At 63.0% G+C, this 25,560-nt stretch carries 29 protein-coding genes and 1 pseudogene; 19 read left to right on the top strand and 11 right to left on the bottom strand.

Features of this window, described 5'->3' with window-relative positions:
• The 3 genes and pseudogenes from QK290_RS10690 to QK290_RS10680 all read left to right on the top strand — a co-directional run.
• A pseudogene (locus QK290_RS10690) lies at positions 1 to 107 on the top strand (lipoyl synthase); the annotation flags it as partial.
• A gap of 86 nt (positions 108 to 193) precedes the next feature.
• Positions 194 to 946 (top strand): DUF4191 domain-containing protein, encoded by a 753-nt coding sequence (locus QK290_RS10685; protein WP_282330640.1) that lies wholly within the window; start codon positions 194 to 196, stop codon positions 944 to 946.
• Positions 947 to 1,047: 101 nt separating this feature from the next.
• Positions 1,048 to 1,404, top strand: coding sequence for a DUF3817 domain-containing protein (locus QK290_RS10680; protein WP_282330639.1), 357 nt, complete (start codon positions 1,048 to 1,050; stop codon positions 1,402 to 1,404).
• Between the two features lie 70 nt (positions 1,405 to 1,474).
• Here the strand turns inward: QK290_RS10680 and QK290_RS10675 are convergent, their stop codons facing one another.
• Positions 1,475 to 1,912 carry an RDD family protein gene (locus QK290_RS10675; protein WP_282330638.1) on the bottom strand — a complete coding sequence of 146 codons (438 nt, stop codon included), beginning with the start codon at positions 1,910 to 1,912 and terminating at the stop codon, positions 1,475 to 1,477.
• Positions 1,913 to 2,196: 284 nt separating this feature from the next.
• Between QK290_RS10675 and glnA (QK290_RS10670) the strand changes: the two genes are divergently transcribed.
• Positions 2,197 to 3,621 carry a type I glutamate--ammonia ligase gene (gene glnA / locus QK290_RS10670; RefSeq protein ID WP_282330637.1) on the top strand — a complete coding sequence of 475 codons (1,425 nt, stop codon included), beginning with the start codon at positions 2,197 to 2,199 and terminating at the stop codon, positions 3,619 to 3,621.
• A 119-nt stretch (positions 3,622 to 3,740) separates the two neighbouring features.
• On the opposite strand, the gene QK290_RS10665 is transcribed toward glnA (QK290_RS10670), so the two are convergent.
• Positions 3,741 to 4,811: a site-specific integrase gene (locus QK290_RS10665; RefSeq protein ID WP_282330636.1), complete on the bottom strand. Its 1,071-nt coding sequence runs from the start codon at positions 4,809 to 4,811 to the stop codon at positions 3,741 to 3,743.
• Positions 4,786 to 5,187, bottom strand: a complete 402-nt coding sequence (locus QK290_RS10660; protein WP_282330635.1) for a helix-turn-helix transcriptional regulator — start codon at positions 5,185 to 5,187, stop codon at positions 4,786 to 4,788. Before QK290_RS10660 ends, QK290_RS10665 begins: the two co-directional genes overlap by 26 nt.
• A 115-nt stretch (positions 5,188 to 5,302) precedes the next feature.
• On the opposite strand from QK290_RS10660, the gene QK290_RS10655 reads away from it, so the two are divergent.
• The 12 genes from QK290_RS10655 to QK290_RS10600 all read left to right on the top strand — a co-directional run bounded on the left by QK290_RS10655 (position 5,303) and on the right by QK290_RS10600 (position 13,188).
• A complete protein-coding gene (locus QK290_RS10655; protein WP_282330634.1) occupies positions 5,303 to 5,530 on the top strand; it encodes a helix-turn-helix domain-containing protein in 228 nt (75 codons plus the stop codon).
• Between the two features lie 74 nt (positions 5,531 to 5,604).
• Complete coding sequence (locus QK290_RS10650; protein WP_282330633.1) at positions 5,605 to 5,835, top strand: hypothetical protein; 231 nt, start codon at positions 5,605 to 5,607, stop codon at positions 5,833 to 5,835.
• On the top strand, positions 5,832 to 6,044 hold the full coding sequence (locus tag QK290_RS10645) for a hypothetical protein (protein ID WP_282330632.1): 213 nt from the start codon (positions 5,832 to 5,834) through the stop codon (positions 6,042 to 6,044). Before QK290_RS10650 ends, QK290_RS10645 begins: the two co-directional genes overlap by 4 nt.
• On the top strand, positions 6,037 to 6,384 hold the full coding sequence (locus QK290_RS10640; RefSeq protein WP_282330631.1) for a hypothetical protein: 348 nt from the start codon (positions 6,037 to 6,039) through the stop codon (positions 6,382 to 6,384). The genes QK290_RS10645 and QK290_RS10640 overlap by 8 nt, the downstream gene beginning before the upstream one ends.
• Positions 6,385 to 6,485: 101 nt before the next feature.
• Entirely contained in the window at positions 6,486 to 7,634 is a 1,149-nt protein-coding gene (locus tag QK290_RS10635) for an AAA family ATPase (protein WP_282330630.1), read from the top strand.
• A 100-nt stretch (positions 7,635 to 7,734) separates the two neighbouring features.
• Positions 7,735 to 8,145, top strand: a complete 411-nt coding sequence (locus QK290_RS10630; protein ID WP_282330629.1) for a hypothetical protein — start codon at positions 7,735 to 7,737, stop codon at positions 8,143 to 8,145.
• The gene (locus tag QK290_RS10625) at positions 8,142 to 8,345 is read left to right on the top strand and encodes a hypothetical protein (RefSeq protein ID WP_282330628.1); all 204 of its coding nucleotides are present in this window, start codon (positions 8,142 to 8,144) and stop codon (positions 8,343 to 8,345) included. The genes QK290_RS10630 and QK290_RS10625 overlap by 4 nt, the downstream gene beginning before the upstream one ends.
• A gap of 115 nt (positions 8,346 to 8,460) precedes the next feature.
• Positions 8,461 to 9,108, top strand: a complete 648-nt coding sequence (locus tag QK290_RS10620) for a hypothetical protein (RefSeq protein WP_282330627.1) — start codon at positions 8,461 to 8,463, stop codon at positions 9,106 to 9,108.
• Positions 9,095 to 9,352 (top strand): hypothetical protein, encoded by a 258-nt coding sequence (locus QK290_RS10615; protein WP_282330626.1) that lies wholly within the window; start codon positions 9,095 to 9,097, stop codon positions 9,350 to 9,352. Before QK290_RS10620 ends, QK290_RS10615 begins: the two co-directional genes overlap by 14 nt.
• 288 nt (positions 9,353 to 9,640) lie before the next feature.
• A complete protein-coding gene (locus QK290_RS10610) occupies positions 9,641 to 9,976 on the top strand; it encodes a P27 family phage terminase small subunit (protein WP_282330625.1) in 336 nt (111 codons plus the stop codon).
• Positions 9,977 to 9,986: 10 nt separating this feature from the next.
• On the top strand, positions 9,987 to 10,262 hold the full coding sequence (locus QK290_RS10605; protein WP_282330624.1) for a hypothetical protein: 276 nt from the start codon (positions 9,987 to 9,989) through the stop codon (positions 10,260 to 10,262).
• The gene (locus QK290_RS10600) at positions 10,255 to 13,188 is read left to right on the top strand and encodes a phage tail tape measure protein (protein WP_282330623.1); all 2,934 of its coding nucleotides are present in this window, start codon (positions 10,255 to 10,257) and stop codon (positions 13,186 to 13,188) included. The genes QK290_RS10605 and QK290_RS10600 overlap by 8 nt, the downstream gene beginning before the upstream one ends.
• 965 nt (positions 13,189 to 14,153) lie before the next feature.
• Here the strand turns inward: QK290_RS10600 and QK290_RS10595 are convergent.
• From QK290_RS10595 to glnA (QK290_RS10580), 4 genes are all read right to left on the bottom strand, one after another.
• Positions 14,154 to 14,681, bottom strand: a complete 528-nt coding sequence (locus QK290_RS10595; protein ID WP_282330644.1) for a GNAT family N-acetyltransferase — start codon at positions 14,679 to 14,681, stop codon at positions 14,154 to 14,156.
• Positions 14,678 to 15,121, bottom strand: coding sequence for a VOC family protein (locus QK290_RS10590; protein ID WP_282330622.1), 444 nt, complete (start codon positions 15,119 to 15,121; stop codon positions 14,678 to 14,680). The genes QK290_RS10595 and QK290_RS10590 overlap by 4 nt, the downstream gene beginning before the upstream one ends.
• 66 nt (positions 15,122 to 15,187) lie before the next feature.
• A complete protein-coding gene (locus tag QK290_RS10585; RefSeq protein WP_282330621.1) occupies positions 15,188 to 18,199 on the bottom strand; it encodes a bifunctional [glutamine synthetase] adenylyltransferase/[glutamine synthetase]-adenylyl-L-tyrosine phosphorylase in 3,012 nt (1,003 codons plus the stop codon).
• 6 nt (positions 18,200 to 18,205) lie between these two features.
• Complete coding sequence (gene glnA / locus QK290_RS10580; protein WP_282330620.1) at positions 18,206 to 19,546, bottom strand: type I glutamate--ammonia ligase; 1,341 nt, start codon at positions 19,544 to 19,546, stop codon at positions 18,206 to 18,208.
• 263 nt (positions 19,547 to 19,809) lie between these two features.
• On the opposite strand from glnA (QK290_RS10580), the gene panB reads away from it, so the two are divergent.
• Complete coding sequence (gene panB, locus QK290_RS10575; RefSeq protein WP_282330619.1) at positions 19,810 to 20,715, top strand: 3-methyl-2-oxobutanoate hydroxymethyltransferase; 906 nt, start codon at positions 19,810 to 19,812, stop codon at positions 20,713 to 20,715.
• A 64-nt stretch (positions 20,716 to 20,779) separates the two neighbouring features.
• Here panB and QK290_RS10570 read toward each other — a convergent pair whose 3' ends face one another.
• Complete coding sequence (locus QK290_RS10570; RefSeq protein ID WP_185263240.1) at positions 20,780 to 20,944, bottom strand: SPOR domain-containing protein; 165 nt, start codon at positions 20,942 to 20,944, stop codon at positions 20,780 to 20,782.
• A gap of 120 nt (positions 20,945 to 21,064) precedes the next feature.
• Here QK290_RS10570 and map point away from each other — a divergent pair, with 120 nt between their 5' ends.
• Positions 21,065 to 21,943, top strand: coding sequence for a type I methionyl aminopeptidase (gene map, locus QK290_RS10565; protein WP_282330618.1), 879 nt, complete (start codon positions 21,065 to 21,067; stop codon positions 21,941 to 21,943).
• A 57-nt stretch (positions 21,944 to 22,000) separates the two neighbouring features.
• Complete coding sequence (ppgK, locus tag QK290_RS10560) at positions 22,001 to 22,804, top strand: polyphosphate--glucose phosphotransferase (protein ID WP_185263238.1); 804 nt, start codon at positions 22,001 to 22,003, stop codon at positions 22,802 to 22,804.
• A 77-nt stretch (positions 22,805 to 22,881) separates the two neighbouring features.
• Here the strand turns inward: ppgK and nrdR are convergent, their stop codons facing one another.
• The 3 genes from nrdR to QK290_RS10545 all read right to left on the bottom strand — a co-directional run bounded on the left by nrdR (position 22,882) and on the right by QK290_RS10545 (position 25,447).
• Entirely contained in the window at positions 22,882 to 23,376 is a 495-nt protein-coding gene (gene nrdR / locus QK290_RS10555; RefSeq protein ID WP_282330617.1) for a transcriptional regulator NrdR, read from the bottom strand.
• A 151-nt stretch (positions 23,377 to 23,527) separates the two neighbouring features.
• Positions 23,528 to 24,904, bottom strand: coding sequence for a histidinol dehydrogenase (hisD, locus tag QK290_RS10550; RefSeq protein WP_282330616.1), 1,377 nt, complete (start codon positions 24,902 to 24,904; stop codon positions 23,528 to 23,530).
• Positions 24,905 to 24,913: 9 nt separating this feature from the next.
• On the bottom strand, positions 24,914 to 25,447 hold the full coding sequence (locus QK290_RS10545; RefSeq protein ID WP_282330615.1) for a hypothetical protein: 534 nt from the start codon (positions 25,445 to 25,447) through the stop codon (positions 24,914 to 24,916).
• Positions 25,448 to 25,560 lie beyond the last annotated feature (113 nt).

Raw genomic sequence — 25,560 nt, 5'->3', positions numbered from 1 at the left:
CCGCGATGCGCAAGAAGGGCTGGGAAATCCCCGCCCAGCTCGCCCACATCGAGTCCTCCGGCAGCACCCGCCAGGAAGCCAGCACACTGCTGGCAGCCCGTTCCTAAGCCGTAGTTTGGTATCCCTGCGGGCCGGCACCGGACATTCTCCGGTGTCCGGCCCGCAGGCATAAATCACGTAGAATTGAGGAACTATGGCGAACACCCCTGATTCCAGTAACAGCACTCCGGCGGCCTCTGACGCCCCGAAACGTGGCCTCTTCTCGCGCAAGCCAAAACAGGCAAAGGTCAAGAAGCCCAGCCGGCTCAAGCAGATCGGCGAAGTCTTTAACATGACCCGCCGCCATGATCCCATGGTCCCGTGGCTGATGCTGCTGGTGTTTCTGGGTGTTGTGGCTGTCAGCTTCCTGGTGGGTTATTGGCTGGAAAACTGGATCACTGGACTGCTCATCGGCATTCCGCTGGGCCTCCTCGGCGCCACCCTGATCCTCTCGCGTCGTGCCGAACGCGCCGCCTTCGCCCAGATCGAGAACCAGCCGGGAGCCTCAGGCGCCGCACTGGGCACGCTGAAGCGCGGCTGGATCACCGAGGACCAGCCGGTCGCCGTAAACCCGCGCACGCAGGACGCCGTGTTCCGCGCCGTCGGCCGTCCCGGCGTCGTCCTCGTCAGCGAAGGCCCCACCATCCGCGTCAAGCCAATGCTCGACGCCGAGCGTAAACGCCTTGCGCGCATCCTCCCGAACGTCACGGTCCACATGATCGAAAGCGGCCGCGGCGAGGGCCAGGTTCCCATCAGCCAGGTAGCCAAGAAAATGGGCAAGCTGAAGAATGAACTGACCAAGCTTGAGGTGAATGCGGTCTCCAAGCGTATTTCCTCGCTGGGCAACCGCCTCCCGATTCCCAAGGGAATCGACCCTTACAAAGCGCGCCCCAACCGCGGACGCTAAAACTCTTGAACCGCTCTGGTTCCCGGCTTGACCGGAACCAGGGCGGTTTTTGTCTGCCGGACGCCGCCCAACCAGGCGGGACATTGATTGGAAGTAGCTACATGACGATTCCCGTTAGAACCCTTGTTATCCGGGCCTTCCGCGTCCTGGCGGTTGCCGAAGGCTTCAGCTGGGCTGCGCTGCTGGCTGGCATGTACTTCAAGTGGATCGCCAAAACCACCGAACTGGGCGTGGAGATCGCCGGCCCTATCCATGGTGCGCTGTTTGTGGGCTACGGCATCGCCGCCCTCGCCCTGTGGCGGCTCCAGCGGTGGCACTTCGTGGTGGCCCTGTTCGCGGGGCTGTCGGCAGTGATCCCGTTCGCCACGGTCGCGTTCGAACGCTGGGCCGGAAAGCGCGGTTACCTGACACCAAGCACGGCCGTTCCTGCCGGGACGAAGGAAACGGCGGGGGTCTGACCCGGCACGGCACTGTATTCCCGCGCCGCGAGGTGCCGGCACACCGCCATCGCCAGGCGCATGGACCCTGCTAGCGTCTGACGAGAACGGTATTCATCGCTTTGTCGTGCAGTCCCCGCTGGTCCGGATCGAAAATTACGGCAGGAATCACCAAGCACAGCAACACTGACCTCACCACGGCGGCCATCGGACCAGCGGGCCCGCCGCCCAGGCGCAGCACATGGATCCCGGCCATGCGGTGGCCGATGCTGTAACCAAGGGTGCCCACGAGCAGCATCTGTTCCGAGCCAAATACCGCCAACGTGGCCCAGGAGTCACCGCCAAAGGCAAAGTTACTGATCAGCAGGGCTATCCCCCAGTCAAGGGCGATGGCGAGGAAGCGCCTGCCTGCCCTGGCCATGGAGCCGGAACCGGATTCGGGCATTCCCAACCGCTCCCCCGGGTACCTTGAGATGCCGGACGTGTCCGGTCCGCTGAGCCAGGAACCAATATCATTGCGATCTACCACCGTCCAAGCTTACCGACTCACCGCCGACCACAGAGTGGAAACCGTTGGACCACACTGTGGACACCGGATAGCGTTACCTGATCAGGACAATTCTGTAACCTCAACAGGGCATTCTGTAACCTGCCCGAAACAATGTGGACACTGACGGGAAATGACGTGTCCATAGGCTGATAGCAGTTTCAAGCAATACCTCCCAAGCAGGGAAACCAGGTTTCCCTGCCCTTCGGATTGCGCTGGATCAGTTGGCTTGCCAGCCAGATATTACATATGCGTAAGGAGCATAGATGTTCAAGACTGCGGACGAAGTCCTCAAGTTCATCAAAGACGAAGACATTAAATTCGTCGATATCCGCTTCACCGACCTCCCGGGTGTGCAGCAGCACTTCAACGTGCCGGCCAAGAGCGTCGACGCGGACTTCTTCATCAACGGCCAGCTCTTCGACGGTTCCTCCATCCGCGGCTTCCAGGGCATCGCCGAATCCGACATGCAGTTGATCCCGGACGTTACCACCGCATTCCTGGACACGTTCCGCATGGAAAAGACCCTTGCGCTGAACTTCTCGATCGTGAACCCCCGCACCGGAGACCCGTACCACCGCGATCCCCGCGGCGTAGCCGAAAAGGCTGAGGCCTACCTCGCCTCCACGGGCATCGCCGACACCGCGTTCTTCGCTCCGGAGGCCGAATTCTTCGTCTTCGACAACGTCCAGTACCAGTCCTCCCCCGAGGGCAGCTTCTACAAGATCGACTCCGAAGAAGCACACTGGAACACCGGCCGCGAAGAAGAGGGCGGAAACCTCGGCTACAAGACGCCCATCAAGGGCGGCTACTTCCCGGTTTCCCCCACCGACAAGCAGGCTGACCTCCGCGACGCCATGTGTATCGCCCTGGATGAGGCAGGCCTCGAGGTCGAGCGCAGCCACCACGAGGTAGGCTCCGCCGGCCAGGCTGAAATCAACTACAAGTTCACCACCCTGACCCACGCCGCGGACGACCTGCAGAAGTTCAAGTACGTCATCAAAAACACGGCCGATTCCTGGGGCAAGTCCGTGACTTTCATGCCGAAGCCGGTCTTTGGCGACAACGGTTCGGGTATGCACTGCCACCAGTCGCTGTGGACCAACGGCGAGCCGCTGTTTTACGACGAAAAGGGCTACGCCGGCCTGTCCGACATGGCCCGCTGGTACATCGGCGGCCTGCTGCAGCACTCCTCGGCCGTTCTCGCCTTCACCAACCCGACGGTGAACTCCTACCGCCGCCTGGTCAAGGGCTTCGAAGCTCCGGTCAACATGGTGTACTCGCAGGGCAACCGCTCCGCCGGGATCCGTATCCCCATCACGGGCTCCAACCCCAAGGCCAAGCGCATCGAGTTCCGCGCTCCGGACCCCTCGTCCAACCCCTACCTGGCCTTCGCTGCCCAGCTGATGGCCGGGATTGACGGCATCCGCAACCGCATCGAACCGCCGGCGCCGATCGACAAGGACCTCTACGAGCTGCCTGCCGAGGAAGCCAAGGACATCCCGAAGGCTCCTGGTTCGCTGGAAGAGGCGTTGGAGGCCCTGCGCGAGGACAACGAGTTCCTGCAGGCCGGTGGCGTGTTCACCCAGGACCTGATCGACACCTGGATCGAGTACAAGTACGAGTACGAGATCCGCCCGCTGTCCCTGCGCCCGAACCCGTACGAGTTCGAGCTCTACTACGGCGTCTAGCTAGAACACGCGGCTGAAGCGGGCATAGTCCGCACACAGTCCGCAAGAATCCAGATACAGCGAAGGCCGGTCCCAGGTTTCACCACCCAGGGCCGGCCTTTTGTTGTGCCCTGACAGGCTCAGCCGTGCTGCTCAGTCCGCGAGCTCAGCCGCTCCCGCAGCACGCCGGCTACCGCCGCCCTGGCTGACTCTTCCTTGTCCGGCCACATATGCCCGTAGGTGTCCAGCGTCGTCTTCGCTGACGAGTGCCTGAGGCTCTTCTGAACCACCTTCACGTCAAGGCCCTGGGCAATGAGTAGCGATGCGAAGTAGTGCCGGAGGTCATGGAACCTGAACCCTTCAGGAAGATCCTTGACCGTGGCCCGCGCTTCCCGGAAGTAGTGTTCCAGCCGGTGAGGCGAGATGGCCCGGCCCCATGCGTTAGTGACGAGCGTTTCACTCCCCCAGCGCGTGTGATTCACCGACAGTTCAAGGCATAGATTTTGAGGAATCGGGATAGGCGTCCTGGATTCCTTGGTCTTCAGTTCAACGCCCGGATATTGGATGGCCGGCGCGACAATTCCGCGCATGAAATCCACGTCAGAAACCCGCAGCGCCACGGCCTCAGCAACACGAAGCCCAGCGAACGCCGCCAGCAGCACGGCAGGCTGCAGGCCGTCCGGCATCGCGTCATGCAGTGCCCAGACCTGTTCCGTTGTGGCTACATAGGGCCGCTGCTCCCCTGCCTTCGGCGCCGTGCGACGGCTCAGCGGCGACTTCGGCAACAGCCCATCGTGCACGGCGTCGCTGTAGAGCTGCCCCATGCGCGAATGCAGCGCGTAGATCGTGGAATCAGCCAGGCCCTCATCACTGAGCTTCGCAGTCCACGCCTTGACCTCTGACGGCCGTACGCTCTTCAGCGCCCGATTCCCGAACGCCGCATTGATCCGCTTTAGGTGCGTTTTCGCTTGGCGGACAGTGGAGGGCCGGTTGTTCTCGTAGCCCTTCAGCCAGATAACCGACCACTCCTGAACAGTGGTCAGCGCCGTCTTCGGATCCACATAAGTCCCTGTGACCACCGACGCCGTAACCTCATCGAGCCACGCCTTTGCATCCTTCTGCCGCGTGAAGTGCCGGGCATGTTCCTTCCCCGCGTCATCGCGGTATCGGGCACGCCAGGAACCGTTATCCCTCTTCTGAATGCTCGCCATCTTCTCCCCCCTCGTCCAACGGCACTAGCCGCGACTTGTCCTGGACCAAGATGCCACCGGCTAGATTATCGAGCGGCATCCCGTAGGTGTACGCCAGCGCCATCGCCTCGTTCAGCTTCACCCTGCGCTCTCCCGACTCGATCTTCGCCACAACCGTCTGGTGCCACGGGATCTTGAAGAAATCCTTCATGTAGGCCGCTACCGCCTGCTGAGACAAGTTCAAGTATTCGCGGCGCTCACGTGCGTGGTGCCCGAATAACTCGCCAACCCCTTCCACGGCTTCGGGGGCAAACCAATTAATGCCGATTCGGTACTTGCGACCGTCCAAGCTGGTGCTCAGCCCATAACAAAGGTCTTTTGGATCATCTGTTGCCATTGCACCAACATACCCTAAATCAACCGATTATAGGTTGACCGATCCAACAATCCATGATTCTATATCAATATCGGTTCAACCGATTAGAGGTTGACGACGACAGAGGGAGCAAGCCATGACAGTCCAACTGATCACTGAACAAGAGCGCGCACGAGCAATCAAGCTGCTAACGCTGGACGAGGTGGCCGAGATGCTGCGCAAGACCCCGGCTCAGATTCGGTGGATGCGTCACAACGGCACCGGCCCGCGCTGCGCCAAGCTGGGTGGTCGCGTGATGTACCGGGAACAGGACGTTATCGACTGGATCAACGCCGCATTTGAAGGCGAAGCGAAGTCGGCATAAGTCCACCGCAAGTCCAGCACCACAAGGACCGTTGTCAGACGGCAAGCCCACAAGCTGAGAAAAGAGATACCAGCATGCCCGAAAATCCCCCGAGCTTCGTCCAAATCAAAGGATGGATTCTCGCCGCGGCCGCCGAAGCCGGCACGGTCATGAGCGTCAGGCGGGCCAAGAAACTGGCTGGCGACTACCTGGCCAAGAATGACCCCGAATCCTACCGGCGCTTGACATACGCGGACCCGGTAGGGGAAGGCGTTGCCCGCCGCTGGATGGACTTCAAGCACAACGCGGCCCAGGTGACGGGATGAGCGTCCGAACCTACAGCGAGGCTGACCTGGCGGCCGCTTGGGAGTCCGGCTACTGGCACGGCACCAGCCACACCGGCCCGCTGAATGACGCAGCGGTAGCGGCTAAGAACCCGTACATCAAAAAAGAAAGCGACGCCGGTTCCTCAGCCAAGAAGAACACCGACGCCGCCACCGAAAACACCTACGAAAAGGATGATTCCAATGACTAATGCTACCAACTGGCCCGCCACAGTGCGAGAGCTCGGCGACATGGCCGAAAAGCAGGGCCTGAACATTGTCGAGCTAATGGACGAGCTCGAAAGGGAAGCCGGCCCCATCCCGATGCCGCCGGCCGGCTACACCCTGGCACCGGGTTGCGATGACCTATGGGTTGCTGACGAGACGATGAACCGCGGTTGGATCCTCACGCCGGGATGGAAGTTCGACACCGGCCACTGCATCAACGTCTGGACCGTCCAGGACCGGGACCTGACGCCCACTGAAGCCCTCGAACTCGGCACAGCACTAATCCAGGCCGCGCAGGCTGCCGGCGTCACTGAAGGCGAGTAGGCCGCACGGATGATCAGCGTAGCCACTTACCGGCACTGGGAGCTCCTGCGCTGGCTCGCCGTACATGACCCCGACTACATGAAGGAATTGGAGGCCGCCGCGTGACGGACGACTACGCAGCCCCGCCGGAGGAACACTGGCAGTCCAGGGCAGCGGAAGGTGAGGATGTTTCCGAGAGGGAACCCGCCACATGGGAACCCATCGACCTAACCGCCGTCCTCAACGGCACTCACCAGGCCCCGCAGCCTACCTACATGGAACGGGAAGACGGCGTCTGTCTTGGCTATCCGGCACTGGTTCACGCGCTCAACGGCGAATCTGAGTCCATGAAATCCATGGTCGCTCAGGCCGAATCAGCCCGGAGCGTCAATGAGGGCATAGACGTGCTCTACATCGATTGCGAGTCCGACCAGGGCGCGGTAATCAACCGGCTTCTCATGTTGGGAGCACGCCCGGAACAGATCAAGGACTATTTCCACTACGTCCGCCCCCAGATGCACCCCGCCGGAACCGAACAGGAACGCCTAGCCTTCCACGGACTACTGCAGCGCGACTACGGGCTCGCCATCATCGACGGCATAACGGAAGCGTTCGCCATCTTCGGAGTCAAGAGCATCGACAACGACGAAGTAACCCGCTGGGGACGGGAGATCCCCCGCAGGATCGCTGACAAAACCGGGGCGGCCGTGTTCCTCATCGACCACGTCACCAAGTCAGAGGAGGGCCGCGGACGGTTCGCCATCGGAGCCCAAGCCAAGCTCTCTTACCTCACCGGAGCCGCCTACGGCCTGGAAGTGATCGAACCCGGAGGAGTGGGCATGATCGGGCGCATAGCCCTGCGCATCGGCAAGGACCGCCCCGGACAGGTTAGACCGAACGCCGGAACCTGGCGGAAGTCAGACCGTACTCAGGAAATCGCGGTGGCAGTGTTCGACTCCACCGAACCGGGCAAGATCCACTACCGGCTGGAAGCGCCCCGCAGCGTGGACGAAGGTTCCGGGACCAACTGGCAGCCCACGGCGCTCATGGGGCAGATATCGCAGACCCTCCAGGACTCAGGAAAGGCTCTCTCATTCCGAAGCATCAACGCCTGCGTCAGAGGCAAGAGGGAAACCATCGAAAAGGCCATCACGGATCTGGTGCAGCTCGGACACATCCGCATAGAGCAAGGCCCCCGAAATTCACACCTCCACCACCTAATCCACCCTTACCCAGCCGGGGACACACTCACCAGTCTAAAAGCAGTGTGAGTGTGTCCCGTTCTAAAGAAACGAACGGGGACACACACACTCACCGTGTCCGGGACACAGTCGGGACACAGTCGGACACACTCAGCGAAAGGGAAGCATCTTGACCACCGCGAAGGAACTACGCACGGCATTTCATGAAGCCATCGTCAAGCACGGCGGACGGCGCACGGGCGGCTACTACACGGTCCCCATAGGCGGTCCAGTAGACGGCCGTCAGCCCTGGCTCAGCGTCAGAGTGAACCCCAACGGCTACGGGCCATCAGCTTGCACCATCGTCTTGGACAGGTGGAACGCCTCAGACCCCCCAGAGTCCGCCCGCGACTGGCTACAGGAACAGGTTTACCCCTTCGTCAAGAGCGCGGTTCTCAGCATCCGTAAAGGCAACTACTGGATGACACTTCCCGGCGTCAGTTCCTACACTTCCGCGACCGTCCTGCGCACCGACGTCGCCACCGTCCTGGACGTCTGGATCCCCCAAGAAAAGCAGTGGCAGCAGGAGCAGGCCCGATGACCACCACACCACCGCCGTCTGTTGCCGTTATGAAGCTCAGCAAGGCCGAGTGCATCGAACTCTGCGACAGGTTCCGGGATAAGGCCCAGGAGGCCCACCAGGACATGCGCGCATGGATGAACCGGGCGTTGCTCGCGGAGTCCCGTCTAGCTACCCTCAGGGCCGCTTATGAGCCCCAGACCCCAAAGGAGACCAACTAATGGCAAAGCAAGCCCACGATCCTGGCGTCAAAAAGAGACGCGCCCGCGAACTCGCCGCCACCAGCACGACCAGCACCATCGACTCAGACCGCCGTACTCAGAAAGAAGAATCCAAATGACACGCACACGCCCCAACTCCGCACCCTCTGACGTCACTTACGCCGCCATCCACGACGTGCCGCCCCTCGAACTCCTGCCCCCGGCACTCGCCAAGGTCATCACCGAAATCCGGGGCCTCTCCGGACGCCAGCGCGACGCCGTCAACAAGGTCAACGAGTTCACCAGCGACGAGCACGCCGCTGCCGCTAAAGCCGCAGATCTCGCTGAACACGGTAAGCAGGTTCGGGCGGGCAAGAAAGGCGTGGTTGTTCAGGACGCTCAACGCCAGCTCGCCCAGGACATCGCCACCGCACAGCATGAACTCGACGGGATCAACGCCGCCATCACCCAGGCCTACGCCGAGTTCTGGACCCTCAGGGATGAAGCCGACGCAGACCCGTCAGCAGCAGGACAGGCCCGCAAACTCGCCAAGGTCACACGTGACGCCCTTGACGCCTTCCAGAAGGCCTACGCCGAATACAACGAGTTCGACATGATCCGCGGCTGGTATCACCGCAACCAGTACCAGCCCATCCCCGGATTCGTTCTCACTGAACTGGTCACCGCATCCCGCAACGGCGACCGCCCCCACCTCATCCGCGTGGATATCAACGACCTCGTAACCAACCTCAAGCAGGAGCTGTTCAACGATGACGACAAGTAGCCCGCAGCAGACCATCCGCCACACCCCCGGCGACATCATGGCAACCATCGCCCGAATCAATGCAGGGATGCCGCAGATCGACGGCAACGGCCAACCGGTCAACGCACCCGAACAGCACACCGTCATCCACCTTGTCACCACCCCCGAACAGGTGCTGATGGCATCCATCCACGCAGAGAACGCCAAGCTCACCACCGATGTTGATGAAACTCCGGTGGTCACACCACAGGACAGCGAGTCCTGACATGAACCGGCGCGACTCCACCATGACCCGTGAAGCGTGCCACGGCGCCGCCTGCCAACCACGGAACCGGCAGGCGGCGCCACCCCCACAGGCAAGGCCAACAGGCACCACCGGGGACCCCAGGGTGCACCCCTGCTTTTGACGCGCCGGGTAGGGTGCTCTTCTCAGACGCACGCAGCATCGCCCATTTTTCGCCCTTTCGGGCTTGGTTTCGTTGATTTCTAGGGAGTTTTGATGGCAAAAGTTAGGGCACCGAGCGGGCTAAATGCCCGTGGTAGGGCGTTTTGGGTGCTGATTACCGAGGGTTTCGAGCTTGATTCGGCCGAACTTGAGGTATTGAAGGAGGCGTGCCGGACGCTGGACGAGATCGACGCGCTCAAGGCGGCGGCTAATGAGCACGGCCCGATGGTGAAGGGCAGTACAGGTCAGTTGGTGGTGAATCCGGCACTTCTAGAGGTGCGCCAGGCGCGGGCTGCTTTTGAGCGGATGGTCAAGGCGCTGGCGTTGCCATCGGAGGATGACGAGCATCAGACGGCGGCGGAGCGTTCCATTTCTGAGGATGCCAGTAAGGCCGCACGGGCTCGCTGGGATTCGGCAAAGGGCAGGCGGGCATCCGGTGGCTAAGCGGCGCGCGGTGCCCCGCCCACCGTCCGCTGACGTCCTGCCGGCGGAGTTGCTGCCATCGAACAACCTCTTCGATTCCTTCACCGTTCCGAAGAACGGCCGTTTAGGAATGGATCCCGCCGCCGCTGAGAGGCAGCAGACGGCGGAAGCGGCGCGGCGAACCAAGTTTGCTGACTGGTTCGCTCGCCGTGGCATCAAAACACGATACGCGGACCACGACGAGCGGTTCGAGGAAGTCCTGGCAGCGAGCCGGGCGCAACAGTCAAAGGAGGATTCACGTGGCTAATGAACATGTAATTGACGTAAAGGTCCGGGCGGATACAACCGAGCTATCCAAGGGGCTCTCGAAGGCTGAGCAGGATCTTGGCAAGGCGGGGGAGGGTTTCTCGAAGTACGGGACGGATGCTGAAAAGGCGTCGAAGCAGACAAGAGGCTTTGTCGATGCCAACCGCGGACACATGGAGTCGGTGGGCAGGGACGCCGCGATTATGGGCGGCGCTGTCCTGGCTGGCATCGGCTTTGCGGTGGCTGCGTACAGTGAATTTTCGGGGCGCATGGCTCAGGTCCAGTCTCTTTCCCATGCGTCTGCGGCTGAGATGGACATACTCACCAACTCGGCATTGTCGATGGGTACGGCGTTTGGTCTGTCAGCTAATGACGTGGCTGACGCTGAGATTGAGTTGGTGAAGGCTGGAGTCTCGGTGAAGGAGATGATGGGCGGGGCATTGCCTGGCGCTCTGGCTCTTGCTGCGGCCGGTCAGATTGACGTGGGCAAGGCTACTGAGATTGCAACTATCGCACTGACCCAGTTCAACCTCAAGGGCAAGGACGTGCCGCACGTCGCTGACCTTCTGGCCGCGGGTGCTGACAAGGCGCTCGGTGGCGTCTCTGAGCTTGGCGACGGGCTGAAGCAGGGTGGCCTGATCGCATCCCAGTTCGGGCTCACGATTGATGACACGGTCGGTACGCTTGCGGCATTCGCTAACGCTGGCCTTTTGGGTTCCGACGCTGGCACGTCCATGAAGACCATGTTCCTAGCGCTTGCGTCACCGTCGAAGGCTGCGCAGAAGGCGCTGGACGAGTACAACATTAGCGCGTATGACGCGAAGGGTAACTTCAAGGGTGTTGCTGACCTCGCGGGGCAGCTGCATGACAAGCTCGGGCCGCTGTCAGATGCGCAGCGTAGCGCCGCACTGTCTACGATCTTTGGTACGGATGCTATGCGTTCCGCCGCCGTCCTTATGAAGGAAGGTTCGACCGGGATCCGCAAGTTGATTTCTGACGTGAATGATCAGGGGTTCGCCGCCACGCAGGCCGCGGGCAAGATGGATTCACTCAATGGCGACTTTAAGAAATTGCAGGCATCATTCGAAACCGGGCTTATTGAGATGGGCGCGGCGTCTGATGGGTTCCTCAGGCCGGTGGTTCAAGGCCTCACGGACACGATAGGCGCGTTCAACAGCTTGCCCGAGCCGGTGAAGGGCGCGGGTATGGCCGTTGCCGGCGTGACTGGTGCAGGGCTGTTGCTAGGCGGGGCGCTGCTGACGGTCATTCCCAAGATCAGTGACACGGTGAGTGCTGTCCAGTCGCTGAGGGATGCATCCCCGAAGACTGCCGGCGCCTTGGGGTCTATCGGGAAGGCTGCGGGCGTTGCCGCGGCCGGTGTTGTTGCGTTACAGATCGCCGCCGCCACGCTCACGGAGAAGGGCGGCAAGTCCTTGGATGACTATGGGCAGGCCCTGCTGAAGGTGGGCAAGGGGGACGGCGCCGGCCTAGATTCGATCTTTGGGAAGTTCGATAAGGTCAACGGCATCGACGTAAGCAAGGTAGACAATCTTTCGGACGCGGTGAAGCGCCTGACCAATCAAACCTTTGACGATTCCGGGAACAAGTTCTTCCAGGGGTTCACTGACTTTATCGGTCTGCCGAAGGGTGAGATTGGGCAGTTGGAAAACCGTCTCAGGGGCCTTGGGGACGCGATGGGTAACCTCGTCAAGACGGGCGGCGCCGACCTTGCGGCTAAAGGTTTCAAGCAGCTCACGACCGAGTTTGAGAAGAACGGCAAGGGCGCGAAGGATGCCCTCGATTACCTGCCGGGATACCGGGACGCGCTCAAGGGCATGGCAAATGACTTGAAGGTGCCGATCACTGAGCAGGATCTTTTGAACCTGGCTGTTGGTCAGGTTCCGCAGAAAATGAAGGACGCCATGAACTCCACCGAGGGTCAGGCGAAGATGGCAGAGATCGCGGCCAAGGCGACCGAGGCGCAGCAGAAGGCTTTGGATGACCTAGGTATCGCCGCTGATGGGGCGATCCTCCACCTTGACAGGCTCGTCGCTTCAATGATCGCTTCGGGGCTCATTACCCTCTCAGCGAAGGACGCCGCAAGAGCTTTCGAAGCCTCACTTGATGCCCTTGATGAGGCGATCAAGACGAACGGCACCACCCTGGACATCAGCACCGAAAAGGGCCGCGCTAACGAGGCGGCGTTCGACGGCATTGCCGGGGCTGGTCTCCGGTCGGCTGAGGCGATGGCAAGGGCGGGGGCAACCCAACCGGAAGTCCAGGCTCAACTTGAGGGCACCTACAACTCCCTGATCAAGGCAGCCGAAAAGTTCGGCATCACGGGCGGCGAAGCGGACACCATGGCCCGCAAGGTCATGGGCATCCCCAAGGATGTGCCAATCAACACGGCGATCCAGAACTTCGCGGACACGATGGCGAAGGCGCAGGAGATCAAGCGTGCCATCGACGGTATCCAGGGCAAGTCCGTGGACGTCGTCATCAACCACATCAACAAGCAAGTTGCTGGCGGCGGCTACGCTGACGACCCGTCCATGACGGCGCTGACTCCGGGGCGTGCTGGTGGTGGAGCGATCGACGGTTCGGGGCCAAAGGGTGTCGATAAGGACACCTACCGGCTGGCTCGCGGTGAGCACGTATGGACCGCGCAGGAAGTCGATGCTGTCGGCGGACAATCGGCCATGTACCAGATGCGAAGGGCTGCGCTGGATGGCGGCGTGCGTCCCATGTACGGGGCATCGGCACCGGCCGCGGTTATGGGCGGTGCAGGGACAACAAACGTCTCAGCGCCCGACGTGCGGGTGTTCATCGGCAACGAACAGATCGACGCCCGCATTGAGGTTGTCGCGGGCAGTGTCACAGACGCGAAACTCAACAATGTTGCCACCGTGGCAGGCGGACGCCGCTAGACGTGTAGTGTGGCGATTGGCCTATTCGCATCCCCCAATAGCGAATAGGCCAAGAAGGCCCCGGCTAGTCTCACGACCGGCCGGGGCCTTCCCTCGTTAAGTGAAGTAGCGCAGGCGTGCTAAATCAGATCACTCGCGGAGGGTTCCGCCCATCATGTCGTTGACAACTTTGGCGTCACCGAGAGGTGCCCTGACAATCCAGTTCGAACCAACGACCATGACCGAATCCTTTGATCCCGCATTCATCTTGACCTGACGATCTCGCTCGGCGGTTGTTGCGCAGATAGCAGCCAGGCCGTGCATGCCACATGTGCGGTACTCGCTAGAGCCGTCAGGGAACTTTTGAAGCTGACCCTCACACTTCAATCCAGTCGCCTGCACAGCGCTAATCAAGCCGTCCAAGTCTCGATAAGTGGCGTCTTTCTCCGCAGCCGCCGGAGCACAGGCCGACACCGCTAACAAGCACGCCGCCGCAGCAGCGGCTACCCCCAATATTCGTTTCATGTCCTGATCATAGGTGGTGCCGATGCGGTGACCGTGACCATCACGCCATCAGTCCGCAGAAAGTCCGCAAGAGGTCCGCAAACGGGCAATTTCAGACCATCAGAACCAACCATGAAAACCCCGGAATCTAGCGGATTCCTACGGCGTCCAGCATCAGCCAACCACCGTTGTTTAGTTCGAGCTCTACTACGGCGTCTAGCACGATGGGCGGCTGAACCCGTTCAGTCCGCCAAAAAGTCCGCCCGGGCTGCCAGCATCAGTGCTGCAGCCCGGGCGGACTTTTTTGGCTCTTTAGGTGGGGGCTGCCTCCAGACGTGCTGAGACCAGGAGCCAGCCCCCTGACATGTGCTCCCCGAGACGAAGACTTTTCAAGCCTTCCCCCCAACAAGGTTTGAAGAACACCGCCAATCCACATGATCCGTCAATGTTGAGCCGGAGGCAATGCAAACCGCCGAAGACTATTATGTGAAGCTCCGGTACATGGTCCGTTGCGGTCCGGAACTGCCGCCCAGGTACTGCCCCTGGTCCACAAAGCCGGCGGTCCGGTATGCGGCCAGGCCGGCCGGGTTGGTTTCGTTGACGGAAAGCACGACGCCGGCCTCGTGGGTTCCGCGCCTGGCGGTCAGTTTCGCGGCGGCGTCCACTGCGGACGTGGCCGCCAGCGGTCCGAGGCCCTGCCCCTGGTGGCGCCTGTCGATCAGGAAACCGCGGAGCAGCCACGCAGAATCCTCGTCCGGCCAGCCGGCCAGGCGCGCGGCACCGGCCTGGAGGGTCAGCACGCCGACTGCGTAGCCCGCAGCCTCCACGACATACGGGAACCGCGAATCCTCCTCCAGTCCCGCCAGGACCATGCGGAGCGGGTCACCCACGAAGCTGCTTTGTCCTGGGCCCAGTTCAAGGTTGGCTACCTCACCCAGCTGGATGGCAAGGGCATCACCGTCGAGGTCATCCAGGGCGATGAGCCAGACAGAATCAACCCGGGTTTTCAGGTGGGCTGTCCGTCTGATCCGGCGGGAGTTCCGTCGTCGGCAGGTGGACCGGCAGGGTCCATCCAGAGTACCTCCCACAGGTGCCCGTCCAGGTCCTGGAAACTGTGGTTGTACATAAAGCCGTAGTCCTGGACCTCCTGCGACGGGGTGCCGCCAGCGGCCAACGCCTTGCGTACGGTTGCGTCGACGCCTTCCTTGCTGTCTACCGAAAAGGCCATGATGGCTTCGGTGGAACTGGTGGCGTCGGCCACGTCCCTGGAGGTGAAGGTCTTGAAGAATCCCTCTACCAGGAGCATAACAAAGGCGTTGTCGTTGATGATCATGCAGGTCGCGTTTTCGTCGGTGTAGTCCGGGTTGAACGAGAAGCCCAGGGCGGTGAAGAAATCGACGGACCGCTTCAGGTCCTTAACGGCCAGGTTCACATAAATTTGCGTTGCCATGGCCCCCAACCTAGCACCGAGCCTCCGCGACTGTCTTCAGCCCTCCGGGGAGGACCCAAACAGCAGCTAATGGCCGTAGAAGGCTTTTTCGAACACACCCCGGGCACGCCGGCTCAGCCGGAGGTAGTCCTCTTCCAGGGCGGCCGCGTGGCCTGGTGCGTAGCCGCACCAGCGGGCCACCGCCTCCAGGTCCCCCCGCGCAGATGGCAGCAGGTCCGAAGCCCTGCCGCTCCAAATGACGTTGGCGGACCGGATCCTGCTGGCGAGCCGCCACGCCTCGGCCAGCAGCTTTGCGTCGGCAGCCGTGAGCAGGTTCAGTGAAGCCGCGGCTTCAAGGGCCTCCACCGTGGACGTTGTCCGCAGTTCCGGGTGCCTGGCAGCGTGCTGGAGCTGGAGCAGCTGTACCAGCCACTCAACGTCGCTCAGCCCCCCGCGGCCAAGCTTCAGGTGGCGTGCGGGGTCCGCCCCGCGCGGCAACCGCTCCGATTCCACCCGCGCCTTGACCCTGCGCACCTCCCGGACATCCTGCTCCGAAATCGACGCCGGGTACCTGATCGGGTCGATGAGCGACAGGAAGTCCTCGGCCAGGGCGTCGTCGCCCGCCATGGGCCGGGCCCGCAACAGCGCCTGCGCCTCCCAGATCAACGACCAGCGGCGGTAATATTCGGCAAACGAATCGAGGGAGCGGACCATGGCGCCGTTCTTGCCTTCGGGCCGAAGATCCGCGTCCATCTGCAGTACACGCTCGGCCATAATGGCCGGTTTAAGTGGCTGTGTGAGCAGGCTGGAGACCTTGGCCACAATCCGGGCCGCCTGATCCTGCGCCTCCTCGTCGGTATAGCCCGGCAACGCGCGGTGCACGTACATCACGTCGGCGTCGGAGCCGTAGCCGATCTCGCGGCCGCCCTGCCGGCCCATGGCCACCACCAGCATCGCGGTCTTCAGCGGTCCCTCAGCGGTGATGATTCCTTCGGCCACACGCAGGGCGCCCAGCACCGCTGCCCGGTCGGTGTCCGCCAGTGCCGCGCCCACCTGGTCCTGGTTGAGCAGCCCGGCAGAATCGGCGATCGCGATCCGCAGGATCTCCCTGCGCCTGATCAGCCGGATCAGCCTGATGGCGTTTTCGGGGTCCGAGTGCCGCGACATTTTGGCCGTGATTTCCTGCCACTGGGCTTCGAAGTTCAATGGCGCAAGGTCCTTGTTGGTGCCCAGCCATGCCACCGATTCCGGCGACACCTCCAACAGGTCAGCGATCAGCCGTGAGTTGGAGAGAACGTTGCATAACCGTTCGGCCGCGGCGGTGGAATCGCGGAGCATGCCCAGGTACCAGTGGGTAGTGCCAAGGGCCTCACTGACGCGCCGGAACGCGAGCAGCCCGGCGTCGGGATCAACGCCTTCGGCGAGCCAGTCCAGCAGGATGGGCAGCAGCTGGCGTTGCAACGCCGCGCGCCGGCTGACACCTGCGGTCAGCGCCTCAATGTGCCGCATCGCTCCCCTCGGATCGCGATAGCCCAGTGCGGCAAGGCGGCCCTGGGCGGCCTCAGGCGTCAGCCTGGCGTCTTCGGTGCTGAGTTTGGCTGCCGTATTCAGCAGCGGCCGGTAGAAAATACGCTCGTGCAGTTCACGGACAGAGCGTTTGGTCTTCTGCCAGGTGGCCAGCAGCGAAGCCGGTGGTGGCCTGTCATTGGAGAAAGGGCTAAGGACTGCCTTTGCAAGGGCTCGCTGTGCCGCCTCGCCCACGGGCATCAGGTGCGTCCGCCGGAGCTGGAACAGCTGGATGCGGTGCTCCAGGAGCCGCAGGTATCGGTAGGCGTGGTCGAAAGCGGCGGCGTCGGTCCTGCCGATGTAGCCCCCGGCGGACAAGGCCGCAATCGCTGCGGTGGTATCCCTGCGGCGGAGGGTTTCGTCGGATTTGCCGTGCACCAGTTGGAGCAGCTGCACGGTGAACTCGACGTCCCGGAGGCCGCCCCGGCCAAGCTTGATCTGCCGCTGTTCCTCCGCCGCCGGGATATGCTCGGTGACCCTGCGGCGCATCGCCTGCACGGACTCCACAAACCCTTCACGGCCCGCGGAGCTCCAGATCAGTGGAGTCACGGCCTTCTCGTAGCGCTCCCCCAGGTCCCTGTCGCCGGCGATGGTCCGGGCCTTCAGGAGTGCCTGGAATTCCCAGCTTTCCGCCCAGCGCGCGTAGTAACTTTCGTGCGACGCGAGGGTTCGGACCAGGGGGCCGGACTTGCCCTCCGGACGCAGGTTGGCGTCCACTTCCCAGAGACCGGGCTCACGTGCCACCGACGAGATGGCCCGGGAAATGCCGGCGGCCAAGGCTGTGCCGATGGTGTTGGCACGGGCGTCATCGAGGTCGCCGGCGTCGATCACGTAGATGACGTCGACGTCGGAAATATAGTTCAGTTCCCGCGCTCCGCATTTGCCCATCCCGATGACGGCCAGACCGACGGCGGCCACTTCCCTGGCGCTGAACTGCTCAGCAGCCTCGGCACGGGAAACTGCCAGCGCAGCTTCGATCGCGGCCCCCGCCAGATCAGCGAGCTCAGCCCCGACGGCGGGCATAAAGTCCAGCGGGTCAGCGGCGCACATGTCCTTGACCGCCAGGTCCACCACCCCGCGGCGATACGCCGACCGCAGCGCCGCATAAGCTTCGGTTCCGGTCACTCCTGCCACGGGCCGGGCTGACGAGGGTTCCGCGCGGACAGATTTCAGGAGTACAGAGCGGAGCTGCTCCGGATCTGCCTGCAATGGCTCGGGACTGGCGGTTACTTCGAAGGCATCGAGGTGTTCCGGGTGCCGGATAAGGAATTCCCCCAGCGCTTCGGAGGCCCCGAGCACCCTGTAGAGCGGCTCGCTGATCTCCGGATCGGCCGCCGCCAGTTCCCGGAGACCCGGGTGCTTTTCAATCAGCCGCACCAGTGACTGCAGGGCGGTGTCGGGGTTGGCGGCAAGCTGCAGGCCGGTGAAAATTCTGTCCTGGTCAAGGCCAATCAGCTCCGGGGCAGCAAGGAAGCGCTCACCCTTCTCCAGGTCACTGAAGCCGGCTGAGATGAGGCGGCGTGCGAGGCTCACCGCCGCCTAAAGAATGCCGAGGTTGCGCTGCAGTTCGTAAGGCGTCACCTGGAGCCGGTAGTCCTGCCATTCGGCACGCTTGTTGCGCAGGAAGTGCTCGAAGACCTGCTCACCGAGGATCTGCGGCATCAGCTCGGAGTCCTCCATGGACCTGATGGCATCGTGAAGGCTGGCGGGCAGGGGGTCGTGGCCCATGGCGCGACGCTCGGCGGAGCTGAGTGACCAGACGTCGTCCTCTGCTGCGGCGGGCAGCTCGTAGCCTTCTTCGATCCCCTTCAGTCCGGCCCCCAGCAGGACAGCATAGGCAAGGTAGGGGTTCGCTGCTGAATCAATGCCGCGGTATTCGATGCGGGCCGACTGGCCCTTGCCGGGCTTGTACAGCGGGACCCGGACCAGGGCCGAACGGTTGTTGTGCCCCCAGCTGAGGTAGCTCGGTGCTTCGCCGCCACCCCAGAGCCGCTTGTAGGAGTTCACAAACTGGTTGGTCACAGCGGTGAATTCGGGGGCGTGCTTCAGGATGCCTGCGATGAATTGGCGGGCGGTTTTGGAGAGCTGGAATTCGGCGCCCGCCTCATAAAAAGCGTTAGCGTCACCCTCGAACAGCGAGAAGTGCGTGTGCATCCCGGAGCCGGGGTGGTCGGTGAAGGGCTTGGGCATAAACGTGGCGTAAGTGCCCTGCTGGAGGGCCACTTCCTTGATCACCGTGCGGAAGGTCATGATGTTGTCCGCGGTCTGCAGGGCGTCCGCGTAGCGCAGGTCGATCTCGTTCTGGCCGGGACCGGCTTCATGGTGGCTGAACTCCACCGAAATACCCACGGATTCCAGCATGGTCACGGCCGTGCGGCGGAAGTCCTGCGCCACGCCGCCGGGCACGTGGTCGAAATAGCCGCCCTCGTCAACGGGTATGGGCGCGCCGTCGGGCCCGGGCTGCTGGGACTTGAGGAGGTAGAACTCGATCTCCGGGTGGGTGTAGCAGGTAAAGCCCATGTCCGCGGCCTTGGCCAGCGTGCGCTTGAGGACATTGCGGGGATCCGCGGCCGACGGTTCGCCGTCCGGAGTCAGGATGTCGCAGAACATCCTCGACGTCTGTTCCGTCTCGCCACGCCACGGCAGGATCTGGAAGGTGGACGGATCCGGTTGTGCCAGCATGTCCGATTCGAACACGCGCGCCAGGCCTTCGATGGCTGAACCGTCGAAACCGAGTCCCTCCTCAAAGGCCCCTTCGACCTCGGCCGGGGCAAGTGCCACCGATTTGAGTGAACCTACGACGTCGGTGAACCACAAACGTACGAACCGTACGTCGCGTTCCTCGATTGTGCGCAGGACAAACTCTTGCTGGCGGTCCATGATGGCCTCTTCTCCGGTCAATCGTTCATGCCCCGGGCCCGCGGAAGCGGCGGCCGGCAGCAGTTCACCATTACTTTACTAAGCAATCGGCTCCAATGCGGGCGACCGCACCGCGCTTAACACAGCGTTAACACGGCAACCACGGCCAGCCGCGCCCACGGGTGGCAAATATGCTCCGACGGGCAGCTGAATATGACACGGATCACGGTCCGTTGGCCCGTCTGCGGTGGCTAGGACTGCCGGTGCCGCATTACGCTCTTGCCATGGACTCCACCAATAGCTCTGAGTCAGGCGCGTCCGCTGAAGTACACGCACCCTACGGAACCGGACCTGCACCGGTGCTGGCGCCGTCGTCGGAAATTAATGCGAAGCCCGCACCCAGGGTGCGCATCCACCACCTGCAGCAGGCCAAGCGGGACGGTAAACGCTTCGCCATGCTGACCGCATATGAGCAGTACAGCGCGGAGATCTTCGACCAGGCCGGCATCGAGGTCCTCCTGGTGGGCGATTCGGCATCCAACAACGTTTTCGGCAACGAGACCAGTCTGCCCGTCACGGTGGATGAGCTCCTCCCCCTCTGCCGCGCCGTGGCGCGGTCCGCCAAGCGCGCCCTGGTGGTGGCAGACCTGCCGTTCGGCAGTTACGAAGTTTCGGCGCAGCAGGGCGTCGAAACAGGCGTCCGGTTCCTCAAGGAAGGGCTGGCCCATGCCGTGAAGATCGAGGGCGGAAAATACTACGCGGAAACCGTCCGCGCCATGGTCCAGGCCGGCGTCCCGGTCATGGCCCATATCGGCTTCACCCCCCAGAGCGAACACGCGTTGGGCGGTTACCGGGTCCAAGGCCGCGGGGATGATGCGCAGCGCCTGATTGACGACGCCGTGGCGCTGGTTGAGGCGGGGGCGTTCGCCGTCCTGATGGAAATGGTTCCAGCGCACACGGCAGCCGCCGTTGACGCGGCGGTCAGCGTGCCGACGGTGGGGATCGGCGCCGGCAATGCCACCACCGGGCAGGTGCTGGTGTGGCAGGACATGGCCGGGTTCCGCGGCGGCAGGATGGCGAAGTTCGTAAAGCAGTACGCCGACCTGCGCACGACGCTCAGTGACGCGGCGAAGGCGTACGGCGACGAGGTCCGAACAGGTGCGTTCCCCGGCCCGGAACACTCTTTCTAGGCCCCGGCAGGTCGCGGGCCCGTTCTGGCCGCTGGCACGTCACGGGCCGGCAGATGAGTGCAGTTCAGTCGTCATCGCCCTTTTCCCACGACTCATTCCTGGCCCGGACCTTTTCGAGGGCATGTTCGGCCTCTTCCCGCGTTTTGTAGGGGCCGATCAGCTGGCTCCAGTCCGAGAGTGCGTCTTCTTCCACCTCGTGGGTGTTTACGTTGTACCAGTACTCAGTCATCGGTGCTCCTCGTTACGGCTGGCGGAGGCCCGGCCGTGATCCACGTAACTTAAACGTCGACGCGGACAGCTTGGGGCTTCCAGTTACTTGGCCTAATGCGGTGCCTTATATGATCAATCTATGCCTTCCCTAGCCTCGACTGCACCCACCGGCACCCTTACCCGGGGAACCGTGAGCCCGCAACTCGCCGTTCCAGCGTCCATCACGCGACCGGAATACGTGGGCAAGCCCGGCCCGGCCAAGTTCACCGGCTCCGAGATCAAGTCCGCCGAGACCGTAGAGAAAATCCGGATCGCCAGCCGGATCGCCGCACAGGCCATCGTTGAGGTGGGCAACCACATCAGGCCCGGTGTGACCACCAACCAGCTGGACAAGGTGGGTCACGAATTCCTGCTGGACCACAAGGCCTATCCGTCCACACTGGGCTACCGCGGGTTCCCGAAATCCCTGTGCTCGTCGTTGAATGAAGTGATCTGCCACGGCATCCCGGACAGCACCGTGGTCCAGGACGGCGACATCCTCAATATCGACATCACGGCATATATAAACGGGGTGCACGGCGACACGAACCACACCTTCCTGGTGGGTGACGTGGACGACGAATCGCGCCTGCTGGTGGAGCGCACCCGGGAATCACTCAACCGCGCCGTCAAAGCCGTGGCCCCCGGCCGGGAGATCAACGTGATCGGCCGCGCCATCCAGTCGTACGCCAAGCGTTTCGGCTACGGCGTGGTGCGGGACTTCACCGGCCACGGCGTCGGCGAAGCTTTCCATACGGGCCTGATCATCCCGCACTATGATGCGGCGCCGGCCTACAACACCGTGATCGAGACCGGCATGGTGTTCACCATCGAACCCATGCTGACACTCGGCACCATCGAATGGGACATGTGGGAAGACGACTGGACAGTTGTCACCCGGGACCACAAGCGGACCGCCCAGTTTGAACACACCCTGCTGGTGACAGAGTCCGGCGCCGAAATCCTCACGCTCCCCTGAAATTTCCCCGGTCAGCCGCCCGGCCGACCAGCCCGCCCAGCCACGAACGGAACAACATTGGCCAAGAAGGACGAGAAGTCGCACAAGAACGCCCCGCTGATCGGCATTGACATCGGCGGCACGGGAATTAAGGGCGGCATCGTCGACCTGAAAAAAGGCAAGCTCCTGGGTGAGCGGTTCCGCGTGCCGACGCCCCAGCCCGCCACCCCTGACGCCGTAGCGGACGTTGTGGCGCAGGTGGTCGCCGAGCTTTCAAGCCGCCCGGAGGCTCCGGCCGCGGACTCGCCCGTGGGCGTGACTTTCCCCGGCATCATCCAGCATGGCGTGGTCCATTCGGCGGCTAACGTTGACAAGAGCTGGCTCAACACCGATATTGACGCGTTGCTCACCGCACGGCTTGGCCGCCCGGTGGAGGTCATCAACGACGCCGACGCCGCCGGGCTGGCGGAAGCCCGTTACGGCGCGGGCAAGGGCGTGGACGGAACTGTCCTGGTCATCACCCTGGGCACCGGAATCGGCTCGGCATTCATCTTCGACGGACGGCTCGTCCCCAACGCGGAACTGGGGCACCTGGAGATCGACGGCTTTGACGCCGAAAGCAAGGCCTCAGCGGTGGCCCGTGAACGGGACGGACTGACCTGGGAGGAATACAGCGTGCTGCTGCAGCGCTACTTCTCCCACGTGGAGTTTCTCTTCTCGCCCGAACTGTTCATCGTGGGCGGCGGCATCTCCAAGCGCGCCGACGAATACCTGCCGCACATGAAACTGCGGACCCCGATTGTGCCGGCCGAACTCAAGAATGAGGCCGGGATCGTCGGCGCCGCCGTCGAAATTGCCGTGAAGCACAAACTCACAAAATAACCGGTTATTGACCGGCGCCCGAGGGCAGCCGGTGCCGGTGGTGGCGGCGGCTTCCCCTCCGCGGCCACCACCGGAGTTTAAAGGGGGCTCTTGGCGTCCGCCGCCGCGCGTTGTGTGACTTCTTCCACTGATTCATGGCGGAGCAGTGCAATGGCGGTCTCGAAATCCTCGAGGGATTCGAACGCCTGGTACACGCTGGCAAAGCGAAGGTAGGCCACCTGGTCAAGCTTCTGCAGCGGACCAAGGATGATCAGGCCAACTTCATGGGCATCGATCTCGGCCGCGCCAGAAGCACGGATCTGCTCCTCCACCTCCTGGGCCAGGAGCGCCAGGTCATCTTCGCTGACCGGCCTGCCCTGGCATGCCTTACGCACGCCGTTGATAACCTTGCTGCGACTGAAGGGTTCACCCACTCCGGAGCGTTTGATCACCGAAAGGCTGGTGGTTTCCACGGTCGTAAACCGGCGGCCGCATTCCGGGCACTGCCGACGGCGGCGGATGGCCGAGCCATCATCGGCCATCCGGCTGTCCACAACGCGGGAGTCCGGATTGCGGCAAAATGGACAGTACATGGTGTCCCCTCCCTCGATGTCTTCCGGTGCCGATGTTCCTGGCCCCGGCAGACCCCTCCGCCTCTCAGTTTACGACTACATGTTGCGGAATAACAATCCTGTAATTACCACATGTAGTGGTGCCTGCAGTCTGCGCCGCGGACCGTCTGCATCAGCGGGTATGACGGAAGCGTGCCGTGACAGCTTCACCGTGCGCCGGCAGGTCCTCGGCGCCGGACAGGCTCACAATGTGGCCACTGACTTCCTGCAGCGCGGCGCGGCTGTAGTTGATGACCTGAATGGCACGCAGGAAGGTGGTCACGTTCAGTCCGGAGGAAAACGCCGCCGTCCCGCTGGTGGGCAGGACGTGGTTTGAGCCGGCGCAGTAATCGCCCAGGCTGACAGGACTGTAGTCCCCCACAAAGATCGCGCCGGCGTTCCGGATCCGGGCAGCTACCGCCGGCGCATCCGCGGTCATGATTTCAAGGTGTTCAGCAGCGTAGGCGTCGCACGCGGCGATGCCTTGTTCCAGGTCCTCCACCAGGACCACTCCCGACTGCGGGCCGGACAGCGCCTCACATACGCGCGCGGAGTGCTTGGTGCCCGCCGCCTGCCGGTCCAGTTCGGTGCGGACTGCCGCGGCAAGGTCCTCCGAGTCCGTGATGAGCACGGAAGCCGCCTGGGGATCGTGCTCCGCCTGGCTGATCAGGTCTGCTGCCACGAGGTCAGGTTGCGCCGTTGCATCAGCCAGGATGGCGATTTCGGTGGTTCCGGCCTCGGAATCGATTCCCACTACACCCTTGACCAGGCGCTTCGCCGTCGCCACAAAAATGTTTCCCGGACCCGTGACTACATCGACGGGTTCCAAGGCGGGCCCGGAGTCGTTTGCCTCCACGCCGTAGGCGAAGGCAGCGATTGCCTGTGCACCGCCGATCGCGTAGACCTCGTCGATGCCGAGCAGGGCCGCTGCCGCGAGGATGGTGGGGTGGGGGAGGCCGCCGAAATCTTTCTGCGGCGGTGATGCCAGGGCGATGGACTGCACTCCCGCAGCCAGGGCCGGGACAACATTCATGATGACCGACGACGGATATACGGCAAGGCCACCGGGCACGTACAAACCCACCCGAGAAACCGGAACCCAATTCTGGCTCACCAGCGCGCCGTCGCCGAGTTCAACGTCGAGATCACGCGGCCGCTGCCCGTCCGCGAATCGCCGGGCGCGGCTGATGGATTCTTCCAGCGCGCCGCGTACCGCCGGATCCAGCTCCGTCAGCGCCCGGGCCAGGGAGGCTGCCGGGACCCGGGGGTGGAGCTGCTGGACTCCGTCGAAACGGAGTGCCAGGTTGCTGAGGGCGGTGAAGCCGTCCGTGCGGACGGCCTTGATGATGTCCACAACCTTTTGTTCCGCGTCTGCCACGGTGTGCTGCCGCGCCCGGGGAACAGCGGCGCGCAAACCGGCGAGGGTCAGACCCCTGCCGCGAAGGTCGACTGTCCGGAAGCTGACAGCGGCGGCAGTAGGTGTGGCGGAAGATTCAGGAGAAATGGTCACCGGTCCATTTTACGCGCCGGGCGCGCTGCCTTCGGCTACCGGCGTGCCCGTGCTCCCGGGCCCGCTCTTGAGCAGGTTCATCAGGCTTAGGACAAACACGGACGCGGCAGTCGCGGCCGGCCACAAAATAAGCACGGGCAGGGACCGGAGCGTGAACGCGACGCTTGCATTGACCGATGTGTCTGCGGGTCCGCCCCATAGCTGGCCCGCAAGGACGCCGGTCAGCCACGCGATCAGCGCCCCGCCCAGTCCGCCGGCCAGGCCCAGGAGAAAGGCCGCCTGCGCATCGCGGCCGCCTTTATCGGCGAGGAACACGGCAACCAGGCACCCTGCGAACACACAAAGTCCAGCAAGGGTGAGGTCCCTGGGCAGCCATACGTCCGGGTTGGTCCCGGCTGCCAGGGCGGGGTCACGCGTGATCAGGTTCAAGCCACCTGGGGCAAGCAGCCACCACAACAGGCCGACAGGAACACCACCGGCAGCAGCAGCGGCAAAGCATTTCCACGGCAGCCGGGCGGACCGGCTGCTGAAGTGTTCTCTCATGTAACAAACCTTAACAAATCTCGGCGTGTCCGGTCAGATGACGTGGGCAGTCTTGACAGATGACGTGCCGGGGCCAGGGATTGCTCCCCGTCCGGCGGGTACCAATACCCTTA

Source organism: Pseudarthrobacter sp. AL07 (genome assembly GCF_029960665.1).
Lineage (GTDB): Bacteria > Actinomycetota > Actinomycetes > Actinomycetales > Micrococcaceae > Arthrobacter.
The sequence above is the reverse complement of the archived record's forward strand: the minus strand, read 5'-3'. Positions and strand labels throughout refer to the sequence as shown.